Genomic DNA, 13,008 nt, shown 5'->3' on the forward strand with positions numbered 1-13,008 from the left:
GTGCCGACCGTCGCGCCGGCCCCGGCGCCGTCGGCGGCATCGCTCTCCTGCCGGGAGGCCGAAGCGACCGGGGGCAGGCGGCCGAGGTGGCGCTCGCCTTCGTTGCTCGCGACGATGGCGATGTCGGCATGCGGCACCCCCTCCGCCTCGATCCGGTCGACCGCCTTGGCGGCCTCCTCGTAGTCGTCGAACAGGGCGGTGATGGCGCGTGCGGCCATGGCTCGGCTCCTCGAATTCTTGTTCGCTTGGCGGGGTGCTGTCCGGTCAAGCCACCGCCCGGCGCATCGGTTCCGGGGCGCGTCCGCGGCTTTCGTTAACGGAGCGCTAACCACGCACCCGGCAAATCTTGCCGGGCGTGATCCTGCGACGCAGTGCGCGGACCCGGGGCAGTCGAGACCATCATGAGCGAGATCGCGAGCGCCGCTCCCGGCGCCGGAAGCGGCACCGCCGCCTTCGGCGGCTTCTCGCTGCCCACCCGCGCGAACTGGCAGGCCCTCGGCCGGCGCACCGACCTGTTCTTCGCCACCGCGGTGATGGGCATCCTGACGGTGCTGATCTTCCCGCTGCCGGCGATGCTGCTCGACCTGCTGCTCGCCGTGTCGATCATCATGTCCGTGCTGATCATGATGACGGGCCTGTTCATCGACAACCCGCTCGAATTCACGGTCTTCCCGACGCTGCTGCTCGTCGCGACCCTGCTGCGGCTGGCGCTGAACCTCGCCTCGACCCGGCTGATCCTGGGCCACGGCCACGAGGGCACGGCGGCGGCCGGCCACGTCATCGAGGCCTTCGGGCACTTCGTGATGGGCGGCAACTTCGTGATCGGGATCATCGTGTTCGCGATCCTGATCATCGTGAACTTCGTCGTCATCACCAAGGGCTCGGGCCGCATCGCCGAGGTCGCCGCGCGCTTCACTCTCGACGCCATGCCCGGCAAGCAGATGGCGATCGACGCCGACCTCTCGGCCGGCCTCATCGACGAGAAGGCGGCCAAGGCCCGCCGCTCGGCGCTGGAGGAGGAATCCTCGTTCTTCGGCGCCATGGACGGCGCCTCGAAATTCGTGCGCGGCGACGCGATCGCGGCGCTGCTCATCACCGGCATCAACGTGGTCGGCGGCATCATCATCGGCGTCGCGCAGCAGAGCATGGCTTTCGGCGAGGCCGCCAAGACCTACACGCTACTCACCATCGGCGACGGCCTCGCCTCCCAGGTGCCGGCGCTGATCGTCTCCACGGCGGCCGGCATCCTCGTCTCGAAAGCCGGCGTGCGCGGCTCGGCCGACAAGGCGCTGGGCAAGCAGCTCGCGAACTACCCGAAGGCGCTCGGCATGTCGGCCGGCGTCATGGGCCTGATCGCGCTGCTGCCCGGCATGCCGATGCTGCCCTTTGCCGCCCTCGGCGGTGCCGCCGGCTACGCCGCCTGGCGGATCGCCAAGACCAACCGCGAGGCGCCCCCCGTGCAGGCGGACGGCTCCCCGGCCCCCCTGCCCGGCGCGGCGCCGGCCGAGGAGACCGTCACCGACCTGCTCAAGCTCGACGACCTCAAGCTGGAGATGGGCTACGCGCTCCTCGCCATCGTCAACGGCGAAGGGCAGGACCGGCTGACGGACCAGATCAAAGCCCTGCGCCGGCAGCTCGCGGCCGAACTCGGCTTCGTGATGCCGCAGGTCCGGATCCTCGACAACGTGGCCCTCGACGCCAACGCCTACGTGGTGCGCGTCAAGGAGATCGAGGCCGGCAGCGGCCAGGTGTTCCCCGGCCAGTTCATGGCGATGGACCCCATGGGTGGGCAGGTCCAGTTGCCGGGCCAGCACATGCAGGAGCCGACCTTCGGCCTACCGGCGACTTGGATCGACGCCTCCTTACGCGATCAGGCCCAGCTCAAGGGCTACACCGTGGTCGACGCGGCCACCGTCATCTCGACGCATCTCACCGAGACCATCAAGGCGCATGTCTCGGAACTCCTGAACCATGTCGAGGTCCAGAAGCTGATGCGCGAGCTCTCCAAGGAGCACGGCGAACTCGTGAAGGAGGTCGTGCCGGCGCAGATCGCCACCACCGGCATCCAGCGCGTGCTGCAGCTGCTCCTGTCCGAGCGGGTCTCGATCCGCGATCTCGGTGCCATCGTAGAGGGCATCGCCGAGGTCGCCGGCCACGTGAAGAACCCGCGCGATATCGTCGAGCATGTCCGCGCCCGGCTCGGCCGCCAGATCTGCGCCCAGTATCAGGGGCCGGACGGCACGCTGCCGATCATCACCCTGTCGCCAGCCTGGGAGCAGGCCTTCATGGAATCGATCGTCGGCGAGCGCGAGGAGCGCTACCTCGCCATGCAGCCCTCGAAGCTGTCGGACTTCGTCAACGCCGTGCGCGACCGCTTCGAGCAGGCCGCGCGCATGGGTGAGATGCCGGTGCTCGTCACCTCGGTGCAGTCACGGCCCTTCGTGCGCTCGATCATCGAGCGCTTCCGCCGCGAGACGCCGGTGATGAGCCAGGCGGAAATCCATTCCCGCGCGCGGCTGCGGACGGTGGGGTCGGTCTGAGGGGCGGTTTCGGGCTCACTCCGCCAGCATGGCGGCGCAGGAGAAGGTGCCGGCCAGGACGAGATTGCCGAAAACGAGGAGCGCGAGGAGGGTCATGACCATATCCGGTGGCATTAAAGCCAAGCTAAGCTTGACGATGAACGCGTAAACTCAAGGTTGGTTGCGCGAACGGTCTCGCTTCGGCGATGCGTCCGTGGAGCCGGGCGGCCGCGTCTGCTATCCGGGCGCTCGACCCGCTCCGCCTAATCCGCGCCGCCTGACAGGATCGTGAATGCCGCAGCCCGAGGGCAGCACACCGGCCGAAACTCTCGCCGCCGCGTTCGGCGCCCGGGACGGCGAACTCGCGGTGGGCGGCGTGCCGCTGTCGGCGCTGACGGAGCGCCACGGCACGCCACTCTACGTCTACGACGCGGCGCGCATGCGCGCGTCCTACCGGGCGCTGGCCGAGGCCGTCGCGGGCTTCGCCGGCATCTACTACTCGATCAAGGCCAACCCGAACCCGGCCGTCGCCCGCGTCTTCGTGGGGGAGGGGGCAGGGATCGAGATTGCCTCGGCCGCCGAATACCTCGCGGCGCGGGCCGCCGGCGCTGCGCCGGAGCGCATCCTCTTTGCCGGCCCCGGCAAGCGCCCGGACGAACTCGCCCACGTCATCGAGCACGGCATCGGCGAGATCCACCTCGAATGCGTCGAAGAGATCGCCCGCGTCGCCGCGATCGGCGCGGCTCTCGGCAGGACGGTGCCGGTGGCGCTGCGCATCAACCCGTCCGCCGCCGCGCAGGGCGGGGCGATGCGCATGGGCGGAAAGCCCTCGCCCTTCGGCTTCGACGAGGAGGAGACCGAGGCCGTCATCGACGCGGTCGCCGCTCAGCCGGCCCTGCGCCTCACCGGCATCCACCTCTTCGCGGGCACCCAGATCCTTGATGCGGACGTGCTCGCCGGGCAGTGGCTGCACGGCCTGCGGCTCGCCTTGCGCGCCGCCCGGCATCTCGGCCGGCCGCTGGAGACGATCGATCTCGGCGGCGGCCTCGGCATCCCGTACTTCTCGGGCGAGACCGCCCTCGATCTCGCCCGGCTGAAGCAGCGCGTCGCAGAGCTGATGACCTTCGTGCGCGCGGAGCCGCTGATCCGCGAGGCCCAGGTCGTGATCGAGCCCGGCCGCTTCCTCGTCGGCCCGGCCGGCCTCTATGCGGCCCAGGTGCTCGCGTCCAAACGGTCGCGGGGCACGCGCTTCCTCGTGCTCGACGGCGGCATGCACCACCACCTCGCCGCCTCGGGCAATCTCGGACAGGTGATCAAGCGCGACTATCCGATCGTCGCGGCCAGACCGGGAGGCCGCGAGACCGCACCCTGCACCGTGGTCGGCCCCCTCTGCACGCCGCTCGATACCCTCGCCCGGCATGCAGCACTCCCCGACTGCCAGGCGGGCGAACTGATCGCGATCCTGCAGTCGGGCGCCTACGGCCTGACGGCGAGCCCCGTCGGGTTTCTGAGCCATCCGACGCCCGCGGAGGTGCTGGTGGATGGAGGGAGCGTCACCGAGATCCGCCCACGTGGCCGTTTCGAAGCGCCGCTCGGGGTGCCGGACATCGGCGGCTGACGTGGAAGTGTGCGATCGGGCCGGGAAGACGGACTGTGATCGCGACGGCGAGGCGTTATGATCGCGGTCCAGCCGGCCAACAGACAGCGACACCCAGAATGATCCTCGAAATCGCACAGATCGACGTGAAGCCGGGCTCCGAGGCCGATTTCGAGGCCGGCATCGCGAAGGCCTCGGCGCTCTTCAAGGCGGCGGCGGGCTGCCGCAGCTTCGCCGTCCGCCGCTCGATCGAGAAGCCCCAGCGCTACCGGCTGCTGATCGAGTGGGAGACGCTGGAAGCCCACACCAAGGACTTCACCGGGTCGCAGCCCTGGCAGGATTACCGCGCCCTGGTCTCCCGATATTTCGAGAGCCCGCCGCAGGTGGAGCATACCGAACTGACGCTCGCGGCTTTCTGAGCCGTCTCATCGCACGATCGCCGGCCACTTGTTCCCGAATTGGGAACGAGCTTGCGTGCCGGCATGCAGATCATCGCGAAGCGGACGCTCCAGGCATTCTGGCACGACAACCCACGGGCCGAGCAGCCGCTTCGCGAATGGTACACCGTCGTGAGCAAGGCTGCGTGGACGACGCCGGCCGATGTGAAAGCGGCGTTCGGGAAAGGCGTCGATTTTGTCGGCTACAATCGAATCATCTTCGACATTCGTAGGAACGAATACCGGCTGATCGTCCACGTCGCCTATGCTTCTGGGCGCATCCTCATCGAGTTCGTCGGAACCCACGCCGAATACGACCGCATCGATCCGGAGACCGTATGACGATGGATATCCGCCCCATCCGCTACGACGAAGACTTGACCTGGGCGATCGAGGAGATCGCGCCGTACTTCGAGGCCGCGCCCCTTCCGGGCTCGCCGGAAGCCGACCGCTTCGACGTGCTCGCGACGCTGATCGAGGCCTACGAGGCCACGCACCATCCCGTGCCCGACGCGGACCCCGTCGCGGTTCTCACCTTCGCCATCGCCGAGATGGGCCGCTCGCAGTCAGACCTCGCGGACCTGCTCGGATCGCGCTCACGTGCCTCCGAGATCCTGAGCCGCAGGCGCGCCCTGTCGCTGGAGCAGATCCGGCGTATCAGCGAGGCTTGGCACCTGCCGATCGCGGCGCTGGCGCGGCCCTATCGGGTGTCGCGCGACGCGGCCTGAATGCACCAATCCGGTGACGATCCCGTGGGTGAGGCCCATCCCGGGCACGTCGGCTGGTGACAGCCCGAGCCTGCGTCGGCTACGACGCTTGGCATGAGCCTGTCACGACCCCTCCGAATCGGCACCCGCGGCAGCCCGATGGCGCTCGCCCAGACCGGCATGGTCCGCGACAAGATCGTCGCGGCCAATCCAGGGCTGGAGACCGAGATCGTCGTCGTTTCGACGGTGGCGGACCGGATCCTCGACCGGCCGCTCTCCGAGATCGGCGGCAAGGGCCTGTTCACGAAGGAACTGGAGCAGGCGCTGTTCGCCGACGAGGTGGATGTCGCCGTCCACTCGATGAAGGACGTCGAGACCTGGCTGCCGGACGGCCTCGTCATCGCCTGCATCCTGGAACGCGACGACCCGCGCGACGCCTTCCTCGCGGCCAACGGCGCCGACGGCTTCGCGGACCTGAAGGCCGGTTTGCGGATCGGCACTTCGTCGCTGCGCCGCGCTGCGCAGGTGCTGATGCGCCGCCCGGACCTCAAGATCGTGCCCCTGCGCGGCAACGCCAACACCCGGATGCGCAAGCTCGAAGCGGGCGAGTGCGACGCGACGCTGCTGGCGCTCGCCGGGCTCCAGCGCCTCGGCATGGAGGACGTCGCCCGCAGCGTGCTCTCGGTCGACGAGATGCTGCCGGCGGTGGCGCAGGGGGCGCTCGGCATCGAGACGCGGGCCGGAGACGACGCAGTCCGCACGCTGCTCGCCCCCATCGCCTGCGCCACGACCACCACGGCCCTCGACGCCGAGCGCGGCCTGCTCGCCGAACTCGACGGCTCCTGCCGCACGCCCATCGCGGCGCTGGCGCGGATCGACGGCGACCGCCTCACCCTCGACGGCCTGCTCTTCCTGCCCGACGGCAGCCAGCATTGGGCAGTGACCCGCGAAGGTTCCGCGAGCGACGCAGCGGCGATCGGCCAGGACGCCGGAGCCGAACTGAAGCGCGCGGCCGGCGACACGTATTTCAAGCACCTGCAGTAGAGGCGCGGGCTTCGGCGTCGGATCCGTTACGGAACGGGGGGCCTTTACGGAATGCCAGCCCGACCGAACCGGAACAGAACCGATGACGAGCGGCCGCCGGAATTCGAGTTCTGCGTCGTCGGGCGACCGGTCTCCGCGCAGGCGATCAATCGCGGCCTCCTCGCCGCATGGAAGGCGAGCGTCGCCTCAGCCGCGGCCGAGGCATGGTCCGCCGAACGCCAGCTGTTTCGTGGCGATGTGGATCTGCGTGTGACGCATTATTCCGAACGCCGCATCGCCGACCGCGACAACCTGCTGAAACCCATTCAGGACGCGCTTCAGGGTGTGGTGATCGAGAACGATCGACAGGTGAAGGACGTGACGTCCAACTGGCGCGACATCGGCGGGCGCTTTACCGTGCGCTACATGTCGATCCCTCTCGCCCTGGCATTTTCGAGCGGCCGCGAGTTCCTGCACGTTCGACTTTGGCGTAGCCCTCATCGCGAGGATCTCGGCTGATGTTGACTGTCGACCGGGCCGTCCAGACGCGCGAGCAGAAGCGCATCGCACGCAAATACGAGATCCTCGGTTACGAGGTCCAAGAGCGGCCGGATGCCGGTCTGTTGCCGGATTTCATGCACGATCTGACGCCCGACATCATCGCGCGCAGCCCATTCGACAACGTCGTGATCGAGGTGAAGCAGCGCGCCGCCCTCGAAGGCTCAAACGATCTCGTCGGATTGGCGGCACGCGTATCGGGTCGATCCGGCTGGAGATTCGAACTTGTCGTCGTCGACGATCGGGACGGCACGCCCGTCGGCGACATAGCGGCGGAACACGAGCGGCTGCTCGCGAAAGTCAACGCTGCGACGCAGGCCGGGCTGACCGACCTCGCCTACGTGTATCTCGCCCAGGCACTCGTCGAAGCCGCTCGCGAGATTGCCGCGAGCCACAGGATCAAGGTCAAGGACAAGACGGACAAGAGCGTGTTTCTCGACCTCGGATTCCGAGGCGTCCTACCGTCCGCGTTGCTCGATCGCTGCCTCGAAGCGATCGCCGGAAGGGACCGCTTCGCCACCGCATCGGGCAGCGATGAACGTCCTTCGGACGCCGAGCTGAAGGACTTATTCGATGTGTATGAGCAGTTGAGGCAGCTCTCCTGAGGTTCGATCGGACCGCAGGCATGGACGCTCACGCCACGCTGCGCTCGATCTCCTCCTCGTCGCAGATCACGCCCGAGACCCCGACGAACTCGGCCTTTGTCGCATAGGCCGCCGGACGGGCCAGCGCTCCGGCGCGGTCGGGTGCGAAAGTGGCGAGAAACGAGCGCATCACGTGGCGCACGCCGGCATCGTTGATGGTGCGCTGATCGTCGTTGTAGTAGCGCCCGGCATTCACGTTGCTGGTGACGACGTCGTAGGCCGGGAAGTAGACCGCGTTCGGGTCCGAGCCGTCGCAGGCCTCGCCCGCCGCGACCCGCAGCACGGATTTCGAGTAGCTGTTCGACTCCATCACGTGGCGGTCCATGTAGGTGGCGATCATCGGCACCGGCGAGACCGTGAAGATCACCCTGGCGCCAGGATTGACGCTGCGCAGCCGCTCGAGGAAGCCGCGCAGGTCGCCGAGCACCTCGGCCGCACCGGCGTTGACGCAGATGTAGAGTTCGGGGTCGAAGCTGCCCCCGGCGACGCCAGGAGCCAGCGGCAGCGCCGCCCCGTCGGCCTTCCAGCGCCAGCCCTCGGTGAGGCCGAGCGTCAGCACGAACACGTCGAGGGTCTCGAACAGGTGGCGCACCTGCGCGAAATGGGTCTCGCGCGCGGCGATCACCTCAGCTTCGCTGGAAAAACCCGCCGGCTCGATGGTCGGGCGGAATGGGTCGACGAAGCGCCCGTCCTCGCGCTGCCAGGATTTCAGCTCGGGCTCGAACCGGCCATACGCCCGGTCGAAGAGCTGCACGAACTGGCGCGTGTAATAGAGGTTGCCGTACCGCGCCGAGAAGGTGCCGAACTGGCGGGCCTCGGCCTCGGCGCGGGGCGTGCCCTCGGGCGCGGTCTCGGTGACGTAATAGTTGAAGCCGGCCTCGCGCAGGGCCTCGGCGACGCGCTGGGCGAAGCAGGAGCCGCCGGTGGCGACGCGATCGTTCGGACCGATCGAGAACGCCGCCTTCGGTCGCGGATCGACCGCGAAGGGCGGCAGGTTGACCACGGCCTTGCGCCAGAATCGCTCGGCCGGTAGATCGCTGTAGGGGTTCGTCGCCACGATCGACCCGTCTCCTCATCCGCAACGGCAGCAGGCCCAGTCACGCCGCAGCCCGGACCCGGACCAGCTCGGCGCGTCGACCGCCCTGACCTTCTCGATCCCATCCTGGGCGACACCGTGGCGCTCCCGCTCGCATGTGCCGCAGCGCAGCGGGCCGCGGATCGCCGTCATCGGCAATTGCCAGGCCGTCGGCACGGCGCAGGTGCTGCGCCTGCTGCTGCCCGACGCGCGGGTCGAGACGCATGCCATCGGCCGCCTGGCGCGGCAGTTCCGCGACCTCGACGGCCTCGTGCGCCATCTTCGCGGTGCTGACCACGTCTTCTCGCACTTCTTCCCCGGCGGCTTCCTGCCCGGCGGCAACGTGCTCGCCTTGCAGACGCGCGTGCCGCATCTGCGGCTTTTTCCGACGATCGTCTTCCCGGCCTTCCACCCCGACCTGGTCTATGTCGGAGACGTGGCGAGCCTCCGGCTGTCGACGCTGGTGCATGGGCCTCTCGGTCCCTCGCATTCGGCGATTGCGCTCTGCGGTTTCCTGGAAGGGCTCGGCGTCACGGCGACGCTCGGGCTCTACACCGACGCCGTGTTCGAGCGGCTCGGCTACGGCCGGGCCTGGGAGGAGGGGGCTGCCCACCTGCTCGCCGCGGCGCGCGAGATGCAGTTCGGGCTGGAGCCGGAATTCGCCCGCTGGTCGCGGCGCGGCTGCTTCATGCACGACGCCCACCACCCCAGGCTTCCGGTGCTCGGCGACATCGCGCGGCGCCTTGCCACCGAGGCTGGCCTGAAGCCGCTCGATCTGAGGGTCGAGGATTACCTGCCCGACACGTTGGTCGACGAGGCGATGTGGCCGGTCTACCCGGCCATCGCGGAGCGTTACGGCGTGCCGGCGCAGACCCTGTTCCGGGCGAGGCCTGTCCGGGGCCGGCCGCCGAGAATGCTCGACCTGCCGGGCTTCGTCTCGGAGAGCTTCGCGGTCTATGCGCGGCTGCCGCGGGAGCGGCTGGTCTGCGCTCGCATCGCGGCATGGCGCGCCGACCCCGGAATCCGCGCGCTGTTCGCCTCAGCCGGCGGCGCGTAGCAGATCGTCCTGGCCAACGGCGCTGGCCATCATGCGGGCGAGCGAGATGATCTCGCGGACCTGGAAAGGCTTGTGCACGAAGATGCTGCCCGAAACCGTGCGCCGCTCGATCTGCGCGACCGTCGAGGCGTAGATCACTGGTCGGCGCGGATGGCGCTCGCGATAGGCGCTCGCGACCTCCCAGCCGTCTATGAGGCCGGGCAGGCTGATGTCGGTGAACAGCCAGTCGATCTCGTCGGCGCGCTGGCGCAGCATGGTCAGCGCCGCTTCGCCGCTCGACGCGGCGAGCACGATGATTCCCTGCTGCTCGCACAGGCTCGTAAGCATATCGAGCAGGAGATAATTGTCCTCGACGATGAGGACGCTCGGCGCGGCAGCCATCGATTCAGACCCGGCTTCAGGAAGTCGCATGACGGCTTCGGAATGGTTAATGTTCGATTAACGCCCGGCGAATAGCGTAGCGATTCCAAGAAGGCGGAGCGGATGATGAACGAGGCGGGCCGGCAATCGGACGGCGCGGATACGACGGTCTGCGATCCCGAGACGCTGGCCGATCTCGCGGACGTGTTCGGACAGGAGCGGCTCGCGTACCTGCTCGGTGGGCTCGATGACGAGATCGTGCTGCGCCTGGAGAGGACGACGGAGGACGCCGTCGGCCTCGGCGCCAACGCCCACGCCCTCGTCTCGGTCAGCGGCACCCTCGGCTTCGCGAGCCTGTCGCGCGCATGCATGGCGCTGGAACGCGCCTGCCTCGACGGCGGCGACCTCGCCGGGCCGCTGCAGGACGCGCAGGCGGAAGCCGCGCGGGCACGGCCGGTGATCGCGAAACTGCGCGCCGGCAGCGCTTGATCGACGTCTGTTGTTGCGACGCAACAGCAGGCCGCGGCACGGGTCGCCGACACTCTTCGGAGACCGTGTGCGCCGCCGGCCCGCCGCAATGTCGCGCGAAGACCACGAAGCGGTTCAGATGGACCGGCGACGTGTTCGGATCGGGATGGCGGGTGCGGCTGCACACCGCATTCGGCCCCGAACCGGCACACGGAAAGCTCTCGTCAAGGTTGATCGAACCTTCGCTTAACCGCATGGGCCTAAAACGGTCGGGACGAAGCATTTTTGGCGCGGCCGGCACTGGCTCCGAGCGCGCGAGGAGACGAGACCATGTCGAGACCCGCACGCTTCCGTGCCTTGCCGCTTGCCGTCGCGCTCTGCGCGGCGCTGAGCGTCGCAGCCTGCTCCAACGATAAGGACCTCGCGGACGCCTCAGCCTTCGGCGCCGGCGCGGCCACGCCCGGCAGTGCCCAGGACTTCGTGGTGAATGTCGGCGATCGCGTCTTCTTCGAATCCGACTCGACGGACCTGACGCCCACCGCCACCGCCACCCTCGACAAGCAGGCCTCCTGGCTGCAGCGCTACCCGCGCTACACATTCCTGATCGAGGGCCATGCCGACGAGCGCGGCACCCGCGAATACAATTATTCTCTGGGCGCCCGCCGCGCGCAGACGGTCAACGACTACCTCGCCTCGCGCGGCATCGGCGCCAACCGCATGCGCACCGTGTCCTACGGCAAGGAGCGCCCGGTGGCGGTCTGCAACGACATCTCGTGCTGGTCGCAGAACCGCCGCTCCGTGAGCGTCCTCGATGGCGGCCGCGCCGGCTCCTGAGACTGCCTCTGTCATTCCGGGGCCGCGAAGCGGAACCCGGAACCCGCCTGAGATGCGCCGCTGTAGCGGGGCGTCGAGCCCAGTCATGGGTTCCGGGTTCGCCTTCGGCGCCCCGGAATGACGGCGATCAGGCTTGATGGATTGCACCTGCACCTGGAAGCCGCAGTGTCGTAGGCTAAATCCCAGAGCCAGAATCCTGCGGCCCGCGTTTTGCCGCATGACGGGGCTTCTGTTACGGCGCGCGGGCGATCCGCGATCCCGCGCACACGCTCATCGACCGGTGCCCCACGCCATGCTCCGTCGCCTGCTTCTCGTCTCCTCCGTCGCGATCGGCCTCGTCTCAGCGGGGCTTCCGGCCCGTGCGCAGGACGCGGCGGATGTGGTCGTGCGCCTGAACCGCGTCGAGAACGTCACGCGCAATCTCTCGGGCCAGATCGAAACGCTGCAGTACGAGAACCGCCAGCTCAAGGAGCAACTCCGAAAATTCCAGGAGGACGTCGAGTTCCGCCTGCAGGAGGGCAAGGGTGGGGGAGGGGCGCCGAAGCGTGCGCCGAGCGCCGCGCCCGGTACCTCGGGCACGAACCCTGGCGAGGGCCGCCCCGGCAAGCGCGGCGACGCCTTCGACCCCGAGCACAATCCGAGTGCGCCGGGCGCTCCGCGTCAGATCGGCATGGCCGCCCCCTCGGCCCCGCTCGCAAGCCCGCCGCCCGTTGCATTGCCGTCGCCGGTGACCCGCGAGGCCGTGGCCCCGCGTCAGCTTCCGGCCCCGGTCGATTACGAAGGCGCCGACGAGGACCCGGATGCCGGCCCCGGCGCGCCGGTCGATCTGTCGCCGCCGCCTGCCGTCCCGACCACGGGCGCCATCGAGCCGCAGCCCTCGACCAGCATCGCCGCCACCGGCAGCGGCGACGCCAAGGGTGATTTCGAAGCGGCCTACGCGCTGGTGCAGGGCCGCCAATACGAGCAGGCCGAGATGAGCCTGCGCCAGTTCATCCAGTCGCATCCGCGCGACAAGCTGGTGCCGAAGGCGACGTACTGGCTTGGCGAGAGCTACCTGCAGCGCAACCGCTCGCGCGAGGCTGCCGAGCAGTTCCTGAAGGTCTCCACCGACTTCGCCGGATCGGCCGTGGCCCCGGAGGCGATGCTGAAACTCGGCACCTCGCTCAATGCCCTCGGCGCCAAAGCCCAGGCCTGCGCGACGCTGGCCGAGATCGAGCGCAAGTATCCGAGCGCCACGGCCACCGTCCGCCAGGGCGTGGAGCGCGAGCAGAAGCGCGCGCGCTGCGCCGCGTGACCTCTTCGGACGATGGCGGCGGCGACAGGCTCGCCCGCGCCCTCGTCCCCTACCTGATCCCCGATCCAGCTGCAGCAGGTGGCGTCCTGCTCGCGGTATCAGGCGGTCCCGATTCGACGGCGCTGCTGCATGCGGCGGCCGCAGCCGGCGGCGGCATCGCCCTCGCGGTCGCCACCGTCGATCACGGTCTCCGGCCGGAAGCTGCCGGCGAATACAAAGCAGTCGCCCGTCCCGCACCACACTGCATATGTAAGATGAGGAAGATCCAGGCACCGATGAAGACGAGGATCGGCAGCCAGCTGACGAGGTGCGGGTCGTTCGGGGCGTAGGTCGAGAAATTGCCGCCGCCGACATAGGAGCCGCTGACGTCCTGGCCCGCGATCACCACCGACTGGATCTTTCCGGAATCGGCGTCGTTCAGCAGCTGGCTGTAGG

The 13,008-nt window shown here is 68.9% G+C and carries 15 protein-coding genes and 2 pseudogenes; 13 read left to right on the plus strand and 4 right to left on the minus strand.

Annotated elements, in window-relative coordinates; translation table 11 throughout:
* A partial coding sequence (locus tag FV217_RS20270) for a general stress protein (protein ID WP_348641978.1) occupies positions 1-218 on the minus strand: 218 nt, incomplete at its 3' end.
* 183 nt (positions 219-401) lie between these two features.
* On the opposite strand from FV217_RS20270, the gene flhA reads away from it, so the two are divergent.
* The 8 genes from flhA (at position 402) to FV217_RS20310 (ending at position 7,446) form a co-directional block, all read left to right on the plus strand.
* Positions 402-2,540 carry a flagellar biosynthesis protein FlhA gene (gene flhA, locus FV217_RS20275; protein WP_147819286.1) on the plus strand — a complete coding sequence of 713 codons (2,139 nt, stop codon included), beginning with the start codon at positions 402-404 and terminating at the stop codon, positions 2,538-2,540.
* Positions 2,541-2,811: 271 nt separating this feature from the next.
* Positions 2,812-4,137 (plus strand): type III PLP-dependent enzyme, encoded by a 1,326-nt coding sequence (locus FV217_RS20280; protein ID WP_147819288.1) that lies wholly within the window; start codon positions 2,812-2,814, stop codon positions 4,135-4,137.
* A 98-nt stretch (positions 4,138-4,235) separates the two neighbouring features.
* Positions 4,236-4,535, plus strand: a complete 300-nt coding sequence (locus tag FV217_RS20285; RefSeq protein ID WP_147819290.1) for an antibiotic biosynthesis monooxygenase family protein — start codon at positions 4,236-4,238, stop codon at positions 4,533-4,535.
* A 63-nt stretch (positions 4,536-4,598) separates the two neighbouring features.
* Complete coding sequence (locus FV217_RS20290) at positions 4,599-4,895, plus strand: type II toxin-antitoxin system HigB family toxin (RefSeq protein WP_147819312.1); 297 nt, start codon at positions 4,599-4,601, stop codon at positions 4,893-4,895.
* A gap of 2 nt (positions 4,896-4,897) precedes the next feature.
* Entirely contained in the window at positions 4,898-5,281 is a 384-nt protein-coding gene (locus FV217_RS20295; protein WP_147819292.1) for a helix-turn-helix domain-containing protein, read from the plus strand.
* 93 nt (positions 5,282-5,374) lie between these two features.
* On the plus strand, positions 5,375-6,304 hold the full coding sequence (hemC, locus tag FV217_RS20300; protein ID WP_147819294.1) for a hydroxymethylbilane synthase: 930 nt from the start codon (positions 5,375-5,377) through the stop codon (positions 6,302-6,304).
* 51 nt (positions 6,305-6,355) lie between these two features.
* Complete coding sequence (locus FV217_RS20305) at positions 6,356-6,802, plus strand: RusA family crossover junction endodeoxyribonuclease (RefSeq protein ID WP_147819296.1); 447 nt, start codon at positions 6,356-6,358, stop codon at positions 6,800-6,802.
* Positions 6,802-7,446, plus strand: a complete 645-nt coding sequence (locus FV217_RS20310) for a hypothetical protein (RefSeq protein ID WP_147819298.1) — start codon at positions 6,802-6,804, stop codon at positions 7,444-7,446. The genes FV217_RS20305 and FV217_RS20310 overlap by 1 nt, the downstream gene beginning before the upstream one ends.
* Before the next feature lie 28 nt (positions 7,447-7,474).
* On the opposite strand, the gene FV217_RS20315 is transcribed toward FV217_RS20310, so the two are convergent.
* A complete protein-coding gene (locus tag FV217_RS20315) occupies positions 7,475-8,542 on the minus strand; it encodes a GSCFA domain-containing protein (RefSeq protein WP_147819300.1) in 1,068 nt (355 codons plus the stop codon).
* Between the two features lie 136 nt (positions 8,543-8,678).
* Here FV217_RS20315 and FV217_RS20320 point away from each other — a divergent pair, with 136 nt between their 5' ends.
* Positions 8,679-9,617, plus strand: coding sequence for a WcbI family polysaccharide biosynthesis putative acetyltransferase (locus FV217_RS20320; protein ID WP_238231556.1), 939 nt, complete (start codon positions 8,679-8,681; stop codon positions 9,615-9,617).
* Here the strand turns inward: FV217_RS20320 and FV217_RS20325 are convergent.
* The gene (locus FV217_RS20325) at positions 9,600-9,998 is read right to left on the minus strand and encodes a response regulator (protein ID WP_147819302.1); all 399 of its coding nucleotides are present in this window, start codon (positions 9,996-9,998) and stop codon (positions 9,600-9,602) included. The two genes, FV217_RS20320 and FV217_RS20325, sit on opposite strands and share 18 nt — an antisense overlap.
* A 105-nt stretch (positions 9,999-10,103) precedes the next feature.
* Here FV217_RS20325 and FV217_RS20330 point away from each other — a divergent pair, with 105 nt between their 5' ends.
* The 4 genes and pseudogenes from FV217_RS20330 to FV217_RS23550 form a co-directional block, all read left to right on the plus strand.
* Complete coding sequence (locus tag FV217_RS20330) at positions 10,104-10,466, plus strand: Hpt domain-containing protein (RefSeq protein WP_147819304.1); 363 nt, start codon at positions 10,104-10,106, stop codon at positions 10,464-10,466.
* A gap of 309 nt (positions 10,467-10,775) precedes the next feature.
* Positions 10,776-11,279, plus strand: coding sequence for a peptidoglycan-associated lipoprotein Pal (gene pal, locus FV217_RS20335; RefSeq protein WP_147819306.1), 504 nt, complete (start codon positions 10,776-10,778; stop codon positions 11,277-11,279).
* Positions 11,280-11,571: 292 nt separating this feature from the next.
* On the plus strand, positions 11,572-12,573 hold the full coding sequence (ybgF, locus tag FV217_RS20340; protein WP_147819308.1) for a tol-pal system protein YbgF: 1,002 nt from the start codon (positions 11,572-11,574) through the stop codon (positions 12,571-12,573).
* A gap of 53 nt (positions 12,574-12,626) precedes the next feature.
* Positions 12,627-12,776 (plus strand): annotated as a pseudogene (locus tag FV217_RS23550) (ATP-binding protein); the annotation flags it as partial.
* Between the two features lie 20 nt (positions 12,777-12,796).
* Here FV217_RS23550 and FV217_RS23555 read toward each other — a convergent pair.
* Positions 12,797-13,008: pseudogene (locus FV217_RS23555) on the minus strand (ATP-dependent metallopeptidase FtsH/Yme1/Tma family protein); the annotation flags it as partial.

The organism is Methylobacterium sp. WL9 (assembly GCF_008040035.1).
Classification (GTDB): Bacteria; Pseudomonadota; Alphaproteobacteria; order Rhizobiales; family Beijerinckiaceae; genus Methylobacterium; species Methylobacterium thuringiense.